At 44.4% G+C, this 17,603-nt stretch carries 19 protein-coding genes and 1 pseudogene; 5 read left to right on the top strand and 15 right to left on the bottom strand.

From position 1 onward, the window contains the following. Window positions 1-99 precede the first annotated feature (99 nt). Complete coding sequence (locus AB4Z17_RS23765; protein ID WP_076268145.1) at window positions 100-750, bottom strand: RsfA family transcriptional regulator; 651 nt, start codon at window positions 748-750, stop codon at window positions 100-102. Between the two features lie 276 nt (window positions 751-1,026). Here AB4Z17_RS23765 and AB4Z17_RS23760 point away from each other — a divergent pair, with 276 nt between their 5' ends. Continuing rightward, window positions 1,027-1,263 (top strand): DUF2626 domain-containing protein, encoded by a 237-nt coding sequence (locus AB4Z17_RS23760; protein ID WP_053375484.1) that lies wholly within the window; start codon window positions 1,027-1,029, stop codon window positions 1,261-1,263. 186 nt (window positions 1,264-1,449) lie between these two features. Here AB4Z17_RS23760 and AB4Z17_RS23755 read toward each other — a convergent pair whose 3' ends face one another. After that, the gene (locus AB4Z17_RS23755; protein WP_441962454.1) at window positions 1,450-2,607 is read right to left on the bottom strand and encodes a class I SAM-dependent methyltransferase; all 1,158 of its coding nucleotides are present in this window, start codon (window positions 2,605-2,607) and stop codon (window positions 1,450-1,452) included. A gap of 73 nt (window positions 2,608-2,680) precedes the next feature. Between AB4Z17_RS23755 and AB4Z17_RS23750 the strand changes: the two genes are divergently transcribed. Then, window positions 2,681-3,787, top strand: coding sequence for a coiled-coil domain-containing protein (locus AB4Z17_RS23750; protein WP_441962452.1), 1,107 nt, complete (start codon window positions 2,681-2,683; stop codon window positions 3,785-3,787). Between the two features lie 73 nt (window positions 3,788-3,860). Here AB4Z17_RS23750 and AB4Z17_RS23745 read toward each other — a convergent pair whose 3' ends face one another. Both AB4Z17_RS23745 and AB4Z17_RS23740 read right to left on the bottom strand, forming a co-directional pair. Beyond that, a complete protein-coding gene (locus tag AB4Z17_RS23745) occupies window positions 3,861-5,132 on the bottom strand; it encodes an ABC transporter substrate-binding protein (RefSeq protein WP_441962450.1) in 1,272 nt (423 codons plus the stop codon). A gap of 140 nt (window positions 5,133-5,272) precedes the next feature. Continuing rightward, the gene (locus tag AB4Z17_RS23740) at window positions 5,273-6,604 is read right to left on the bottom strand and encodes a PhoH family protein (RefSeq protein WP_076268141.1); all 1,332 of its coding nucleotides are present in this window, start codon (window positions 6,602-6,604) and stop codon (window positions 5,273-5,275) included. A 119-nt stretch (window positions 6,605-6,723) separates the two neighbouring features. Between AB4Z17_RS23740 and AB4Z17_RS23735 the strand changes: the two genes are divergently transcribed. Continuing rightward, window positions 6,724-7,260, top strand: coding sequence for a YhcN/YlaJ family sporulation lipoprotein (locus AB4Z17_RS23735; protein ID WP_441962448.1), 537 nt, complete (start codon window positions 6,724-6,726; stop codon window positions 7,258-7,260). 39 nt (window positions 7,261-7,299) lie between these two features. Here AB4Z17_RS23735 and AB4Z17_RS23730 read toward each other — a convergent pair whose 3' ends face one another. The 7 genes from AB4Z17_RS23730 to AB4Z17_RS23700 all read right to left on the bottom strand — a co-directional run bounded on the left by AB4Z17_RS23730 (window position 7,300) and on the right by AB4Z17_RS23700 (window position 12,645). Then, complete coding sequence (locus AB4Z17_RS23730) at window positions 7,300-7,542, bottom strand: hypothetical protein (protein WP_441962446.1); 243 nt, start codon at window positions 7,540-7,542, stop codon at window positions 7,300-7,302. A gap of 81 nt (window positions 7,543-7,623) precedes the next feature. After that, window positions 7,624-8,673: an LCP family protein gene (locus AB4Z17_RS23725; RefSeq protein WP_441962444.1), complete on the bottom strand. Its 1,050-nt coding sequence runs from the start codon at window positions 8,671-8,673 to the stop codon at window positions 7,624-7,626. A 17-nt stretch (window positions 8,674-8,690) separates the two neighbouring features. Then, window positions 8,691-8,963: a hypothetical protein gene (locus tag AB4Z17_RS23720; RefSeq protein WP_339208701.1), complete on the bottom strand. Its 273-nt coding sequence runs from the start codon at window positions 8,961-8,963 to the stop codon at window positions 8,691-8,693. Continuing rightward, window positions 8,960-9,271 (bottom strand): YlaH-like family protein, encoded by a 312-nt coding sequence (locus tag AB4Z17_RS23715; RefSeq protein WP_076268136.1) that lies wholly within the window; start codon window positions 9,269-9,271, stop codon window positions 8,960-8,962. The genes AB4Z17_RS23720 and AB4Z17_RS23715 overlap by 4 nt, the downstream gene beginning before the upstream one ends. A 179-nt stretch (window positions 9,272-9,450) precedes the next feature. Further along, the gene (gene typA, locus AB4Z17_RS23710; RefSeq protein WP_441909699.1) at window positions 9,451-11,292 is read right to left on the bottom strand and encodes a translational GTPase TypA; all 1,842 of its coding nucleotides are present in this window, start codon (window positions 11,290-11,292) and stop codon (window positions 9,451-9,453) included. Between the two features lie 39 nt (window positions 11,293-11,331). After that, window positions 11,332-11,814, bottom strand: a complete 483-nt coding sequence (locus AB4Z17_RS23705) for a hypothetical protein (RefSeq protein WP_054027942.1) — start codon at window positions 11,812-11,814, stop codon at window positions 11,332-11,334. A gap of 168 nt (window positions 11,815-11,982) precedes the next feature. Then, on the bottom strand, window positions 11,983-12,645 hold the full coding sequence (locus tag AB4Z17_RS23700) for a TerC family protein (RefSeq protein ID WP_441882955.1): 663 nt from the start codon (window positions 12,643-12,645) through the stop codon (window positions 11,983-11,985). A 139-nt stretch (window positions 12,646-12,784) separates the two neighbouring features. Here AB4Z17_RS23700 and AB4Z17_RS23695 point away from each other — a divergent pair, with 139 nt between their 5' ends. Continuing rightward, on the top strand, window positions 12,785-13,492 hold the full coding sequence (locus AB4Z17_RS23695; protein WP_441909702.1) for a TerC family protein: 708 nt from the start codon (window positions 12,785-12,787) through the stop codon (window positions 13,490-13,492). Between the two features lie 206 nt (window positions 13,493-13,698). Beyond that, window positions 13,699-14,052: pseudogene (locus tag AB4Z17_RS23690) on the top strand (transposase); the annotation flags it as partial. A gap of 78 nt (window positions 14,053-14,130) precedes the next feature. On the opposite strand, the gene thiI reads toward AB4Z17_RS23690, so the two are convergent. From thiI to AB4Z17_RS23670, 4 genes are all read right to left on the bottom strand, one after another. Next, complete coding sequence (gene thiI, locus AB4Z17_RS23685; protein WP_441962442.1) at window positions 14,131-15,351, bottom strand: tRNA uracil 4-sulfurtransferase ThiI; 1,221 nt, start codon at window positions 15,349-15,351, stop codon at window positions 14,131-14,133. Window positions 15,352-15,353: 2 nt separating this feature from the next. Next, the gene (locus AB4Z17_RS23680) at window positions 15,354-16,502 is read right to left on the bottom strand and encodes a cysteine desulfurase family protein (RefSeq protein WP_441962440.1); all 1,149 of its coding nucleotides are present in this window, start codon (window positions 16,500-16,502) and stop codon (window positions 15,354-15,356) included. Between the two features lie 92 nt (window positions 16,503-16,594). Beyond that, window positions 16,595-17,272: a lytic transglycosylase domain-containing protein gene (locus AB4Z17_RS23675; RefSeq protein WP_441962438.1), complete on the bottom strand. Its 678-nt coding sequence runs from the start codon at window positions 17,270-17,272 to the stop codon at window positions 16,595-16,597. Window positions 17,273-17,314: 42 nt separating this feature from the next. Further along, the coding region (locus tag AB4Z17_RS23670) for an HAD family hydrolase (protein ID WP_441962437.1) at window positions 17,315-17,603 on the bottom strand (289 nt) is incomplete at its 5' end.

Below are 17,603 nucleotides of genomic sequence, written 5' to 3'. Positions count from 1 at the left end.
GATACAAGTTTAGCCGACTAGACTCTTCTATAAAAAAAGCGCAAAAGAAAAAGAAGCCGGCCAAATAATGGCCAGCTCCTCTTATTTACGCATTATAACTTATTCAATCCGTTCCAAATTGCCATTAGCATCCATCTTGAATCTCGGCTTAGCTTCATCGTCATTCGTTAAAACGGTAAGCCTTCTTGCACGATCCATAATTTGAATAAGTGTCTTGTAATCGTCGTTCACAGCACGGTAATCCGTTTGAACATTGTTAACCTCTTTGGACAATCTCTCATTCTGATCACGCAAACGGTATAGCTCTTCCTCTTTGTCTTTCAGTTCCTTCTCATACCATTTGAGTTGGCGGGTTAAATCCTGATAGGTCGTCTTCCATCCACGGAGAAAACGAATAACAGCATCTACCGATAAACTTTCCTCGATTGCACCACTCTCTTGCTTGAATCCACGTTCTTCCGTTTCAAAAACGGCAATCGATGAAACATGCGGCGTTGCGATAATCGTTTGTTTTTTTAAATAATTTCGCTTCTGGCGCTGCTGTTTAGCGATTTGTATTGCATCCTCATACCTTTTGCGAACGCAACTGTTCCAGCGGAATCCGCATGCTGCGGATGTACGCCCAATTCGTTCGCCCACTTCTTCAAATGCTGCAAGCTGAGTACTACCTTCGCGAATATGGCGTAGTGTAACCTCGGCGAGAATTAAATCATCGTCCGGACTCCACGCATCTTGTCTAACTGCTGTCATGCAACAAAAACCTCCTAACGTAAAGGCGCTTACTTTATCTCTATGCCCTTGGTAGAGTTCATAGAATCTATTGGATACTAATTTGTATAACCAAATTTTCAATTACTCATACATGTTAGCTCTTATATTTGAGCAAACTATATCTAAGTCAACAGGAGTTAATTAGATGCAAACAAAAAATTTGCGATTTCTTCACGTATTTTGGTTTACACTTATTACACCAAACGTTATAATGATCATTAGAAAATCGGGTCGCAGCGAAAGGGGGATGTTATCATGGCACGTATGTATCGGGTACTTGGCTTTTGGACCCTGGTAATCGGACTTATGGCTTTCGCAGGCCATATGACGGAATTTGCGCTATTGTTTTTTGCACAAGCCGTTGCTTTCGTATTTCTAGGCTACTTGAATTTCTCCGAAAGAACTTACATTGTAATGTTCTGGGGATATATGATCATTTCATTCGTGGGTTTCACGTATTGGTCGGTCTTCAAGATGGACTTGCCGTTCTAAACAAAGGCGTCAGCGAAATACGCCAAGGCAAGCTTTAATCAAAGCCATGAAAGAACAACCATTATCCTAAATGATAATGGTTCGTTATGCGCTTAAGGTAAGAACAAACAAGAGTACATATGAGTTCTTTTCCTTAAACAAAAAAGTGTCAGCCCCTTAAGGGCTGACACTTTTTTTGTATTGGATTTAACCTTTTTCCAAAACCATCACTTTAAACGTCTCACTCATTTGATCGCTGAGCAGCAGCTGCCTAATCGCTCTATTCCTTCGCGCTTCTTTGCTGAAAGGATCCGTACTGTTATGATTTTGAAGCATATTCATTACGCCGTGCTCAATTAAAAATTGTTTTTGTGTCATATAGCTTGTTACTTGAAAACCGCCCTCTTCAGCAGAATGATGGATAAAGGTAAAAGGGACATGTGAAGTGATATCCTGCTCCCCGATTCGACTATATGGATTTGTGTTCGTCTGATGGTGCGAATAACACATAAGAGTACCAAGCATCCGGTGCTCCGCCGCATATTCCTCCGCTTTATGCCCATAATCAATAATGACGACACGTCCGCTAGTCATTACGGCTTCAAGCTTATTAAGGAAGTCAACTGCACCAGCATGCACCTCCGTTTGCTGCCCTTCAAGCAATTGAATATGATCCCGATTAAGCCAATTTGTAATCCGAGTATCGGTAAGCGGCATTTGAACCTCAACGAAGCCACGCTCATCATGATAAGCAACGCCTAACTCCATCAGTTCTCCATTCACTAGCTGCACACGGTGTACGGGAAAAGCATCAAACAGCTCGTTTGCGAGCACAATCGATGGCTGCTTAAGCCAGGTTTCCCCCCAAGCATCTTCCGAGGATGACAGCAGCGGTTCTGCATCCGATAAGCAGCTAATATCTGCAAAAGCATTCCGTGCTGCTTCAGCATGCGCAGGATGATCCTCAATTAGAATTGGCTGCATTTTTCTTTTCCAATCCAAGTCTCGCTCACAACCTGCAGCCGCAATTTGAGCTGACAATCGCCCCGTTCCTGCTCCCCACTCAATCAGTTTAAGCGGCTTATCCACTAATGCCGCATAGTCCAGCGCATATTTCGCTAGAACTTCAGCAAGCACCTGCCCAATGCCTGAGCTCGTATAAAAATCACCCTCCTTGCCCACTCTAATTGGCCCTGAACGGTAATAACCATATTGCGGATCATATAGACATGCCTGCATATATTGAAAAAAAGAGATGCATTTGACTGAACTCCAGCCTCCATCTTCATCTACAAGCTTGCCATACGTTTTTGCACCTGCTATTTTTTCCGCAATTGAGGCTGCGAGCTCGTTTTCCATCATCATAAGGTTCATCCTTYTCCAATTGTAAGATATAATAGAATGGATTGCCGCATAAAATGAATGCTGAGGAGGGACGATGCCGTTGACATTGCCAGCCAGGCGCAATCGATTTTCTATCGCAGCCACTTCGATGCTACTCATCTTTTTGTTCCTGTTTCGGCTTCCCGCTTGGGCAGAGCCTCTGCCGGCTGATGAGGCGGATATGCATGCACTGCTTGAGAAAAGCTTGTCTGTCGTGGAAATCGATAAAGAAATCATCCGCATACAAGAACAGAAGCAGCAGCTCATGCTGACGATGACGGACACGGAGAAGCAGCTGCTCATACAAGAACAGCAAATAGCGGACAAGCAAGAAGAAGCAGGAAATGTGCTGCGCGCTTACTATATGGGAGAACGAGATTTTTTGCTTAGCGCTCTTTTATCGTTCGATTCATTATCGGAGTTGTTTCAAATGCTGGATTATGCCGAAATTATACTTACTCAAGACAAGCATACCTTGAATACATATGTCGAGCAATACAAGAAAGTTAAAGTGGGTTATGAGAAGCTTGAAGCTAGGCAGAATGAGCTGAGTACGATTGAACAACAGCTCAAAACGCAGAGAGAGCGTGTAGTTGCGCTTGAGAAGCAGCTTGACGAGCAGCTAGCTGGCAGATCAGATGCCGATCGCATACGCATTTTGATGAAGGAGCTTACTTCTTACTGGGAAACAGCAGGAATAGCTGAAGTGAAACAATATTTCCGAGCACTCTCGAAGGCGATGCAGAAGCTGCCAAGCTGGGTACAAGAAAATAAGCAGCTGCTCGAAATAAAAGGTTTTCAATACACCATTCGAGTGCCCGAAGATGATTTAAATACATTCCTTCGCGAGCAAAATGATATCTTCAATCATTTCTCTTTTGAATTCATTGATGACAAGGTCATTGCTCAAGGAAAACGCGACAACATGGAAATAAAAATCAGCGGTCACTACACGATCGAAAATGATCCCAAAAACGCCATCCTATTTCATGTCGATGAACTCATATTTAATGGCTTCTCCCTTCCTGACACGACACGCAGTGCGCTCGAGAAGGAATTCGATCTCGGCTTTTATCCTGATTTAATCGTTTCGTTTCTTAAAGCGAACGCTGTTGAAATGAAAGACGGAGAACTGACCATCAAGCTCAGCCTAAAGTTATAGCTGCTGTCATTATTCATCTAACAAGCAAAAAACAGCCTGCCATCATTGCAAAATGAGGCCGGCTGTTTTCATTTCACTCTAAAGCGGCAAGCGACTTCATATATTCAGCCAATTGAAAATTGCCATCGGAAAACATTCTCCATAACTTCTCCCTTTGACGCCATTTCTCAGGCCAAATTGGATCTGAAATCGGGAGATTTTCATCTGCGAGCTTAGTGTTCAGCGCATTTTTCCACCAAGCAGGCGGGATATGAATTTGCTCGCTTTGAAGGGTGCTGTTAAACGAATATAATGAAGATCTTGCAGGTAAAAAGCCAAATCGGTCATAGGTCATCTGTTGATTCATTAATTCGGTCATTTCCCCAATCCAAAGCATCGCTTCCTCTTCTTCATCGCTGTTTGAGGAAATCGCGTAGCTTCGTCCATTCAACCATGGATAATAGACTTGCTCACGATCAATCGTTAATTTCATTCGCAAATCCTCATTTAAACGCTCGTATTGATTCCACGGAATTACAGCTGCAAACAGATTATTATTTTGAAACTCCTCTGCTAATTGATTGATTGCATCCACATCGATTCTGCTCAAATTCACTTCCATTTGTTGAAACCATTCCAGCTGCTGAGTCTGCTGCTCACTCAGCGGAAGCAATTTCAACAAGTTGGATGGTTTCGTTTGAAACGCAGCTAACCAAGTTAGCTGCTGCTGCAAATCGCCTGCACTCCAGTTTACAATACTCGCTTGCGGATGAAGCTCGATCATTTTTGAAGCGGCGGCTTGAAAGGAAGCAAAGTCAGAAGGAGGCTCCTTAAGACCAGTCTCCTTAAGCAGTGCAGAGTTCCAAACAATGATATATGGGTTTAAGTCCTTTGGTACGCCCCATAAATAACCGTTCCATCTGAGCGAATCAAGCAATCCTGTCATTTGATCGGTGAGCGTGTCACCTGTCATCATGCTGTCTGCAGGCTTTAGAAACCCTCGTACAGCAAATGATCTAACCCATCCATTATCTAACAGCATAATATCTGCGGCTTCTCTCTGCTGGCTCTGAAGCGTCCACAGATCATATGCTCTTTCCTTATTCGGCTCATTTGAAAGCTCGACTTGAATATGAGGGTATTTCATCATAAAATTCCGGTTTAATTCCTGAAGCTGTTGATATTGCATGTTCGGCAAGGAAACGCTTACAGTAATGTCAGACAGCTGATCCACAACAAGCGTACCGGGAGCGGGTTGAACATTTGTTTTTCCGTCAGGCTTTCCGATGCTTGTAGGGTTCGCATTTCGTGAGAATGGGATAAGTAATAATGCTGCTAACAGTAATGTGCCGAATAAAACCAGCACGTATTTTCTGGGAGTCACAGCCTTCTTCCTTTCATCCTTAAAACTACTAAAAATAGGATAACAATAATTTGTTTTTTTGTCCAAACAACCTTCAATTTTTTGCAATAAAAAAAGCCCCTCTTCGAAGAGGGGCACAGTCGTTATAGTAAATCCGCTGCCAATTGGGCTAGTTTGGAGCGTTCGCCTTTCTCAAGCGTCATATGGCCGCTGATGCCTTCTGCTTTAAAGCGCTCCACAATATGGGTCAATCCATTGCTGATCGAATCCAGATAAGGGTGATCTATTTGCTCGGGATCTCCCATAAGAACGATTTTACTTCCTTCACCGACCCTCGAAACAATCGTTTTCACCTCATGTTTCGTAAGGTTCTGTGCTTCATCAATAATAATGAATTGACCGGGAATAGATCGGCCGCGAATGTAAGTTAAAGCCTCGACCTGAATGCTGCCCATTCCCATCAATATTTTATCAATGTCGCCTGATTTCTTCGTATCGAACAAATACTCCAAATTATCATAAATCGGCTGCATCCATGGCCGCAGCTTCTCTTCCTTCTCGCCTGGCAAATATCCGATATCTTTCCCCATAGGTACGACAGGCCTTGCGATTAGCAGCTTCTTGTATTTATGCTCATCCTCCGTCTTCAGAAGACCCGCTGCCAGCGCGAGAAGCGTCTTACCCGTACCAGCCTTGCCGGTAAGTGTCACGAGCGGAACGTCGTCATTTAGAAGCAGCTCAAGCGCCATGCGCTGCTGAGCATTGCGAGCCGTTATTCCCCAAACCGGATCATTGCTTAAAAATAAAGGCTCAAGCCTTGCCCCGTCTTGGCTAACCTTAAGCAGCGCTGACTTCGAGGTTCCCATTTCATCGCGCAAAATCACAAATTCATTCGGGTTTAATCGAATGTTCAAGTGCATGTTGTTAACTGTAAGGAAGCGATAAGTGTAAAATTCGTCGATGACTGCGGGATGAACATAAAGCGTCATATAGCCCGAATAAAATTCCGACGAAACAACAACCCGATCAGATAAATAATCTTGAGCCTGCAAGCCTAGAACATCAGCTTTGATACGAACGAGTACATCCTTGCTAACTAATACGATACTTTGTTTCTCCGGCTCATTTTCCTGTTCTATATGGTAATTCAGCGCAACCGCCAAAATCCGATTATCGTTGGACATTTCCCCAAACATTTCTTGTACTCGCATGAAGCTGCGGTGATTTAATTCTACCTTGAGCAAGCCGCCGCTAGGCAGTTCAATCCCTTCATGCAAGTGGCCTATTTCTCTCATCTTATCGAGCAGACGCGAGATCGAACGCGCATTTCGTCCTAATTCATCAGCCAACCTCTTCTTTGAATCAATTTCTTCCAACACAACCGCGGGAATTATGACTTCATTATCGTCGAAAGCAAAAATCGCTTGCGGATCATGAAGCAGCACATTTGTATCGAGCACGAATATTTTTTTCATGAGAACCCTCCCGGTGTTGGATATTCATTAGAGGCCATACATAGCATATCGCTGCTGCGGGTAAACTATGGCGGACAGGTGACTATCAGCTTTTCATCGAGAAAAAAGAGGTGTCAAACATGTACAAATGGCTTACTTCTGCGATCATTGTTGCGATTGTTGCGACAGGTTGCAGCACCGTCGCACGGAATGAAACATCACCCTCTCCACGAAATGATGGCCGTGTCCATACGCAGCAAACCGAGCCAAGGAAAAAAGAAATTAAAAACTCGGAACAGGTTGCGGTACATCTGGAGCAGTTGGCCAAAGAAATTGACGGAGTTACGAACGCGCACTGTGTCGTGTTCGGGAATACTGCTATTGTTGGCATCGATGTAGACGCCAAGATGGAGCGTTCTAGAGTCGGTACAATCAAATATGCCGTAGCCGAAGCATTCCGTAAAGATCCATACGGTATAGATGCACTCGTGACTGCAGATATCGATATGTCCCAGAGAATCAATGAAATCGGTGCCGATATTAGACGTGGCAAACCGATATCCGGCTTTGCCGAGGAGATGGCCGATATTATCGGCAGAGTAATTCCACAAATGCCGCGTGATGTCATCCCTCAGGAACTCGAGAAACAAGCTCCAAAAATGAATAAGAAATTGTAAAGGCATCCCTGAAGACACAAAAAGCCTAGTGAGCTATCACTAGGCTTTCTTCATAGCTGCGAGAACCTGTACAACAAAGGTGTTCGCAGCAATATTGATATTCGGTTCCTCGCACGCAAGGGTAGCGGACAAGCTTACGACGTCGTCGTTCGCACTGAGCCCACCAGAAAAGTTCAAGGCCAGTCCGTCAGAAATCGCATCAATTCTGTGCATTAGAACGATAGATTGCTTATGCAAAATTTCGATCGGTAGCTCGGATACTAAGGATACGGAATTGGTCATTCGCATGACCTCCTTCTGAACAGATTTCAAAAATGGCCTCTGTAGATTTATTATAGCTATAATATTAGCTATAGTCTACGGTTATTCAGCCATTTTTGCTTGGAGTGCAGCCCGAGCTTCCTTCAGCTTCTCTTCGTCCATATAAACATAAGGACTTCTCCAAGTTCCTTCAAGAGGGATGAATGTAATATCATTGCGGCTTAAACCCAAATAAGTCGTCATCATATTTTTAATTTCTTTGGAAGGCATATCCAGCGTCAAGTTTTTGCCGACTGCTTGCATAACGGACCCAATCTTCGTAACGCCGTCAAATGATTTCATCTTGTCCGTCAGTGCTCCGATAACTTGGCTCTGACGAGCATTGCGTTCAAAGTCGCTTGACATGTTTTTCCCATTATTTGATTTCCGGTAACGAACAAAGTCTAGTGCTTTCTCACCGCTTAGCGTTTGAACGCCTGGTTCCAAGTCGATATTTGTTCCATCAGCAGAGTCCTTGTATTTCATACGCTTATCAACATCCACTGTCACGCCGCCAAGTGCATCAACAACATCTGCGAATCCTTGGAAATTAATGACTGCAGAGTATTTAATGTCGATGTCGAACAGCTTGCTCATGACGTTCCGCACTTCTTGCTTCGCATCCGCATAAGCTGCTTCTTTGCTTAATTTCTTCTTATTGAGCGCATTCATATAGAAATCAGCGTAAAAGCTATTGGCTTTGCGAGCTCGATATCCTTCGATATCAATGTTAGTATCCCGAGGAATGGTAACGATAGTAGCACTCTTCGAATTCGGATTAAATACAGCGACCATCATAACGTCCGTATTCAAACCTCCTCCATGAGCACGAGCATCGATCCCCATCAGAAGCATGGCAACTGCCTTCTCATTTACAGCTTCTCCAGGCGGTATAACAACCTCTTCATCAACTGGCGATGAAATTTCATCAATGGCTTTATCCGCTTGCAAGACCAAATAAGTTAAACCCGCAGCTACGATCAGAAGTATTGAAAATAGCAATGTGAAAAAGATTTTCATTGCCGAGCGTTTTTTTCGCGGCTTCTGCTTTTTTGGTTTTGCTGGTGGACGAGAGCCCGTTCTTGGTGGTAATGCTGTTGATCCTTTACTCATATGATCCACCTTCAAGTTCAGTTGTATTTGGGATTGGATTCAATATCCGTCAAGAGCTGTTCACCCAGCTCACGAGGATAAAGCTGAAGTTTGGTACGGCCATCCTTCTCGTATTTCACATGAACCATCGTATCATCGGTCTTCGTAATTACAAATTCCGTCAACCCATGATCCTCCGTCAATATTTGCTCAAAAAACGATAATGTCTCAAATGCTGCATTGTCATCGGGACGAGCATCAGCAACCAGCTTGATTTGAAGCCAGTTGAATAGTGCGTCCTCGAACTTCATTTGCCGGATTCCGCATTTGGTGACTGACTGTCATTTGGTTTGTTGCCCTTCCATTTGTCGTACAATTGACGACCACGGAGCATAAGCATCATAAGAACGGCTACTCCCATACATTGAATGATTGGCAGCTTGTCCACCTGCAAAATCATTAGAACGAAAGAGCCGAAGGCAATCAATGCATACACTAAAATTTCTTTAAATAACGGAAGCTTCTGCTGTGCACGAAATACTTTATTGAATATGTATATCGTAAAACCCAGAATGATTAAATAAGAGACTAGCTTATGATCGCTTAGCCATGCTTGCATATCGTATTCCTCCTTCATTCATTGTAAACGGCTTTCGCCGTGCTTTAGTTGCACAGTACGCATAACACTGTGAAATATAAGTGGGATTATAAGTTAAGCAACTTATAATCCCACTTATATTTTAAAGAAAACGTAAGGCTTTGCAGAGCAAAACCTTACGTTCATTTAGAAAACTAATCTTACACGCTTGCTTGCGCATTTTTACGGTTTTTGTCCGCACGTTCGCGCTCGCTTTTGTTCAAAATTTTCTTGCGAAGACGAATCGTCTTCGGAGTAATTTCACAGAACTCATCATCATTCAAGTACTCAAGCGCTTGCTCAAGTGAGAATAGACGCGGGCTCTTCAATGTTACGGTATCGTCTTTACCTGCTGAACGAATATTGTTCAGTTGTTTTACTTTACAGATGTTTACGATGATGTCGTTCTCGCGAGTGTGCTCGCCAACGATCATACCTTCATAAATTTCTGTACCTGGCTCCAAGAACTGAATACCGCGATCCTCTACGCCCATCATGCCGTAGAATGTTGATACACCATTTTCACTTGCAACAAGAACGCCTTGGCGACGGCCGCCTACACCAGCGCCAGCTAGAGGTCCATAGCTGTCAAAAGCGTTGTTCATAATGCCGTAGCCGCGTGTCAACGTCAAAAATTGTGTACGGTAGCCAATCAAGCCGCGAGCAGGGATTTTGAATTCTAGACGCACCTGGCCGTTGCCGTTGTTGATCATGTTGATCATTTCTGCTTTACGAGTTCCTAGGCTCTCCATTACTGCGCCCATGCTCTCTTCAGGCAAATCAATAAGAAGACGCTCGTAAGGCTCTACTTTCGAACCATCGATTTCCTTAATGATAACTTCAGGTTTGGATACTTGAAGCTCGAAACCTTCACGACGCATGTTCTCGATAAGAATGCCAAGGTGAAGCTCACCGCGACCTGAAACGACAAAAGCATCAGGGCTGTCTGTCTCGTCAACGCGAAGTGCTACGTCTGTCTCAAGCTCTTTGAATAGACGCTCACGAAGTTTACGGGAAGTTACCCATTTTCCTTCACGGCCTGCAAACGGACTGTTATTAACGAGGAAAGTCATTTGAAGTGTTGGCTCATCGATTTTTAAAACCGGCAACGCTTCTGGATTTTGTGGATCTGCAATGGTTTCTCCGATGTTGATTTCACGAATACCAGCAATCGCAACGATATCGCCCGCTCCTGCTTCTTCGATCTCAACACGTTTCAAACCAACGAAACCAAACAGTTTCTCAATTCTTGCTTGCTTAACTCCGCCTTCACGAGTCATAACGGCAACGGTTTGCCCTTGTTTAATCATGCCGCGGTTAACACGACCGATTGCAATACGGCCAAGGTATTCGTTGTAATCCAGCAAAGTTACAAGGAATTGCAACGGCTTCTCTGTGTCTTCAGTTGGGGACGGAATGTTACTTACGATTGTTTCGTAAAGTGCTTCCATGTTCTCATCTTGTTTTTCTGGGTCAAGGCTTGAAGTACCCATCAATGCAGATGCATAAACTACTGGGAACTCAAGTTGAGCGTCATTTGCACCTAGTTCAATAAACAGGTCAAGAACCTCATCTACAACTTCTTGAGGTCTTGCATTTGGACGGTCAATTTTGTTAACTACTACGATTGGCGTTTGGTTTGACTCAAGCGCTTTGCGCAAAACGAATTTCGTTTGCGGCATACAGCCTTCAAATGCATCAACAACCAAAAGAACGCCGTCAACCATTTTCATGATACGCTCAACTTCGCCGCCGAAGTCAGCATGTCCAGGCGTATCAACAATGTTGATCAAATAGTCTTTGTAATTGATTGCTGTGTTTTTTGCCAAAATCGTAATACCGCGTTCACGCTCAATGTCATTTGAGTCCATTGCGCGCTCTTGCACTGCTTCATGGTCGCGGAACGTGCCTGATTGTTGTAGCAGTTTGTCAACCAATGTCGTTTTACCATGGTCAACGTGGGCAATAATTGCGATATTCCGTAATTTCTCTCTTGCTTGCATAACTTGTAATCCACTCCAATTGTTTTTTATTTAAATCTTTTACCAACGCTTGCGTTTGCTTAGCATCATCCAAACACCTGCTGCAATTAACGCAACAGCAATCGCATAAATCCCCCAGCTCCACAAAAGCACAAGAATGACAAACACAGCCGATGCGGCAGCAAGCGCAATCGATGCCGTGAGTACAACACGCGGTCTGGATGAACCGAACAAATAATATTCGTAAAGACCAGCTGCCACTCCAAAGATAAACAGCGGCCACAAATATTTCATACTATCCCATCCAAAAAGGTTGCAAACGACAAACAGCAGGGCATATACGACGAGCATTCCGCCTGGGACGAGCACGACCGCCGGAACTAATCTGCCGAAGTAGAGAACATGCAGAAGCACGCCGGGAATTAAGACGAGCAGCGGCCAGAAGATTGCGCCCAGAAAGCTGAATACACCTAACTTGCCCAACAAAATAACGACCCCGGCTAACAGCAAAATGATTCCAGCGGAATATTTGTTATTAGGCATTCGCGTTCCGCTCCTTACAGCGCCTTTCGCATATGTTGACGAAAGACGACAGTTTTTATCTATATTAGTTTATAGGAACTGAGGCAAAAATACCAGTACGTTGCGAGGGTCTTAACAAAAAAAAAACCGTCCCGCATTATTTTGCGTGAACGGAGCGAGTCATAATCCTTATAAAACAGCCTTTTTTTTGACAATTGCGAGTACAATGACAAGCGGAACACAGAGCAAAGGAATGGCTTCAGCAAGCGTTTTTGACCCATGAAACAGCAAATCATTCATGCCAGGGTCATGCATTAGCATTCCACCTGCCGCATAAGCGAGTAAAGCTGCCCCAATATAGGAAAGAGCAGGAAATTTCTGAAGGAGCGTTCCCAACATTTGGCTTCCCCAAATAATCATAGGTATGCTGAGCGCAATTCCGAGCAAAATAAGTACAATATCTCCATCTGCTACCGCTGCAATAGCGAGAACATTATCAAGACTCATGACGAAATCGGCTACAACAATTGTCCATATCGCTTGACCAATCGTTTTTGCTTTTTTCACCGTATGCATATCCTGATTACCGCCTGCCTCTGCAAGCAGCTTAACCGCTATGTAGAATAATAGCAAAGCTCCTACGGCTTGTAAAAAAGGCACCTGAAGCAGTTTAATCGCTACGACGGTCAACACGCATCTTAAGCCTACTGCAGCCATTGCACCCCACCATACAGCCCGTTTACGCTGCTCTGGCGGCAGTTGGCCGCTAGCCATTGCAATCACAATGGCGTTATCCCCGCTAAGCAATACATTAATCAAGACGATTTCGATAAATATAATAAGGCTGTCCAAGTTACATACCCCCTCTAATCAGCTGTATGAACAAGCTGTGAGGAATATGTCCATAAAAATTTTTGAATCCCTCTTCACTGCGCAGCGTATTTATTGTAGACTTCAATATATTCCTTTTTATGGAAGGTGGAAATGACTTATGGAACTATTCTCTGTCGAGTTTTTCTCCGCCCTGCTGACCATCGTTTTTATCGACCTTATATTGGCCGGTGACAACGCCATTGTTATTGGGATGGCAGCACGAAACCTACCTAAGGAACAGCAGAAGAAAGCCGTTATATGGGGAACGGTTGGAGCGATTAGCATACGAATCATTGCCACCTTGCTTGTTGTTCAGCTTCTAAACGTTCCTTGGCTTAATCTTGTTGGAGGACTTCTCCTTGTATGGATCGCATACAAGCTTCTCGTACAGGATGATGCACATGATGGCATCAAATCTGGCAATACCCTTTGGCAATCGATACGTACAATCATTATTGCCGATGCGGCCATGGGACTTGACAACGTAATCGCAGTTGCAGGCGCAGCCCACGGGAACACTTTGCTCGTTATTCTTGGGCTTCTCATCAGCGTACCAGTCGTTGTATGGGGCAGTACGATATTCATCAAACTAATCAATCGCTATAATTGGATCGTTTATCTAGGCTCAGCGGTTCTTGCATATACCGCTGCGAAGATGATCACACATGAAAAATCGTTTACAGCATTTTTCGAGAATCAACTCCTCTTCTGGTCCTTTGTTATCGTAGTCATTATTCTTACAATCGCAGCTGGATTATTGACCAATAAAGGCAAAAAACAAAAGGAAGAACAATTAAATAGCGATTCCACTAAGGGAGAACATTGAAAAGACGTTGTGTAGTTGCATCCAGCAAGGGACTGACCCATGACGTGAGACAAATTAAAACACCTGCAAGAAATTGCAACCATGTCGTAAGATATAGAGACAACCTTGGAGGTGTTTTTACGTTGGCAACAAGAGTAAGTTATCCGGTGGAAACAAAAATGAAAGCCATTGAATTGAGAATAGCAGGCATACCAGTTAAGGAGATTCACCTGTTAAAACGGCAATTTCAAGCTGAAACACCGATGCATAAACTCTTCACGGATATTAAGTATTTACCAATTGGCGAAAAAATGATGTACCTATCGAGCATCCTCGATTTATAAAACGGAGAGATCGTAGCTAGCAGTTTATCAGATATGCAAGACACGACCTTTGTCCTAGATACAGTCATTACCAACTGTGTGTGGTGCGATTCTCCATAGCGATCAGGGAAGCGTCTACAYGTCCCATGAGTATCAGGAAGCTATAAAAAGAAAAGGCATTACCATGAGCATGTCCCGCAAGGGAACGCCCGCTGATAATGCACCATTGAATCGTTTCATTCCACACTAAAACTTGAAGGTGTTTTGATCCCTGTATGACAAATGGGGGGTCAGTCCCGCAGGAACGATACGCCTGCAAAGCTTCTTCATTCGCATTTAAAACCAGCTATCCTCGCCAGCGGTTTGGGCAGCCGTTTGAAGCTGCGGCGACAATAAAATTTCCTCCGTGCCGTCAACTGCAGCAGTGAGCAATTGATTATAATTAGGAATTAGAGCCTCAATCTTCTCAACGATACGAAGATTCGGATTCGTACTTGGTGATTTCGGCAAAAATAACGTACAGCAATCCTCATATGGCAAAATCGACGTTTCAAACGTCCCGATTCTCTCCGCCATCCGAATAATTTCATGCTTGTCCATCATAATTAATGGCTTAAGCTGCGGCAGATCTGTTGCTCGACCTATGACATTCATGCTCGGCAGCGTCTGGCTCGCAACCTGCCCTAAGCTCTCGCCAGTAACGATACCGTTTGCCCCATTGCGTTCTGCCAGCTGCTCTGTGATCCGAAGCATCGCCCTTCTCATTAATGTAATGATCAGATTATCGCTCTTCGCTTGTACTAGCGTAGTTTGAATTTCGGTAAAGGGCACAAGATGAAGCTTAATCGGCTCCCCGCTGAAATAGGATAATCGCTTTGCTAGCTCAATTACCTTATCTTTAGCCTGCTCGCTCGTGAATGGGTAGCTGTGGAAATGCACTGCCTCCACTTCAAGGCCTTTACGCAGTGCCAGCCAGCCCGCTACAGGGCTATCTATGCCCCCGGAGAGCAATAACATAGCTTTGCCATTCGATGCAAACGGAAATCCGCCAGCGCCAGGGATGACATCGTAGAAGACGTAAGTAGCTTCCGCTTGAATATCCACCCGCAGCTCAATTTCCGGCTTGCTCACGTTAACTTTAAGTCCTGGCATCGCACGCAGAACATGTCCGCCCACCAAATGATTCATATCCTGCGAATTATGAGGAAACTCTTTCCAAGCACGTTTCGCGCTCACCTTGAACGTTTTGGGCTGCTCTGGCAAAGCTTGCATAAGAGCTAGCGCTGCTGCTCTTATTTTCTCAAGATCAGCCTCTGTGCTGACAACTGGACTTAAAGAAACGATGCCGAACAAATCCTTCAAGCGATCTGCTATAGGCTCATAGGGATGTCCATTCAGCTTGACATAAAGACGTCCAAACGATTTGAAATAAGTAATATTATCATAAGAAATTAATGCCTGCTTTACTTGATCAAGCATTCGCTTCTCGAATTTGTTCCGATTTCTTCCTTTTACCATTAAATCTCCATAACGGAGCACGATCTGATCATAAAGCAAAATTAAGTCAATCTCCTCTCAAGCGGCTTAAGTTGTGCGACAACATGACGCAGTGCGGCTCCCAAGGCTGCAATATCCTGCTCTTCATGCTCGTCTCCGAGACTAATCCGAATGCCGCTGCTCGCTTGCTCATGACTTGCACCGATGGCAAGCAGCACGCGGCTCGGCTTGTCATCCTTAGAAGAACATGCCGATTTCGTTGAAGCCATTATACCACGTTGCTCTAACATATGGATGACAACCTCTGGCTTCATGCCCGGATAGGAGAAATGTATAATATGGGAAGCTGACGGCTCCGCCCCGTTCAGCTTAAGCTCTGGAATTTGCTCAATATGCATTAATAGCTGCTGTTTGAGCACTTTCAATCGCCTTTCTCTTTGCTCCATCGAAGCAAGCGACATGCGCAGCGCCTTCGCTGACGCAACGATAGCTGGTACGTTTTGTGTTCCAGCGCGATGTCCAAACTCCTGCGAGCCGCCACTAAACAAAGGGGACAGCGTAATGCCGTCACGCACGTACAAATAACCTACACCTTTGGGACCACGAAGCTTATGCGCCGAACCGCTAAGCAAATCGATGCCCCACTTTTCCAAATGAATCGGCAGCTTTCCGATACTCTGAACGGYATCGACATGCAAGATGACCTTCGGATATCGTTTAAGCAACTTTGCAATGTTCTCGATTGGCTGAATGGAACCGATCTCGTTGTTGATATGCATCACGCTAACGAGAATCGTTTCCTCAGTAATTGCCGCTTCCAATTGCTCAAGCTCTACATGACCCGACCTGCCTACTTGCAAATAGGTGACATTGAAGCCTTCTTGCTCCAGCTGCGCAAAAGATTCGTATACGGAGGCATGCTCGATTTGTGTCGTTATCAAATGTTTGCCTCGTCCAGCATACTGACGAGCAGCACCCTTTATCGCTATATTATTTGACTCTGTACCGCCAGAAGTAAATACCCATTTCCCCTTAGAGGTTTGCATCTGCTCGGCTAGAACAGCACGCGAGCGTTCAATTAACTTGTCAGCTTCAATACCCGCACGATGCAGCGATGAAGGGTTCGCATACTGCGACTTCATCACTTCCATCATGGTCTGCACCACTTCTTCATACGGCGGTGATGAAGCACAATGATCAAAATATAACATTTTCGATTTATCTCCTTTTCAAAAAGAAAAAGATCATCGATTGCTCCCGCCTGCATGACGGATCGCTAAATCGTGATCTTATTGCTGTCGTTCTACTTGGCCTGAAGCACCTTGGCAACATAGCGCTGCGTCTCTTCTGGCAACGCTTCAAGATTTTCTATTAGCTGCTCGTTCGTTTTTATTCCTGCACGGTCCACTCGACCCGGTCCTGCATTATATGCAGCCAGCGCAACCTGCTCATGTCCATTATACTTGTTTAGCAGCATTGATAAATATTTAGTTCCGCCATCAATGTTTTGCGCGGGATCAAAGGAGTTGCTAACGCCTAGTCCTCTTGCTGTTCCGTCCATTAGCTGCATAAGGCCCTTAGCGCCAGAACCTGACTGTGCATCTGCGTTAAAGCCGGATTCGGTTTTGATTACCGCTTGAATTAATGAAGAATCTACGCCATATTTGGCTGATGCCTGTTGAATAAGCTCGTCATAAGCAGAAGGAGAGCTGTTAGACGCGCCTTGACTGCTGAACGACACGTTAGGCATGCCGCTAAGTGAACTCAGTTGCGCGAGCGCATCTGCTGGAATGACTTGCGCCAATGTATTATTTTCAGAAGAAGTATCGGTCATATATTGGGATAAAAGAGTATCAAATAAGGATGCCGATCCATCGCCTGTTGTCGCCTGCAACGGATTAGTAGCTGCTTGTAAATTTACATTTGGTGAAAGCTGAAGCTGCAATAATGTTTTGATTATCCGAGGGTCAATACTCATCATATCCTCCTAGCTGAATCATTATGTAAGTTTGTTACGTGTACTTTAAGTATATCGGTTTTTATTGTACATGTTTTTAGAGCAAACAGCCAGTTTCCCCTCATGAATCCTTTCAATGAGCGGCATTGCCTGTTTTATCGTTTGACACTCCAAATATTTCACATGCCCATCCTCTGGAAGAGGCAGCTGCTTTCTGGGATTCAGCCAAATAGGCGTCCAGCCAGCAAGAAAGGATGGTTTGATATCGTTATGCCATGCATCGCCTACATAAATAAGCTGTTCCGGTCTGTAACCGGATTGCTGCTGAACATGCTGAAAGACTTCTCTATTAGGC

This window comes from Paenibacillus sp. TAF43_2, assembly GCF_052113545.1.
Lineage (GTDB): Bacteria > Bacillota > Bacilli > Paenibacillales > Paenibacillaceae > Pristimantibacillus.
Note: the sequence above shows the minus strand (reverse complement) of the source record. Positions and strands in the feature narration are given on the sequence as shown.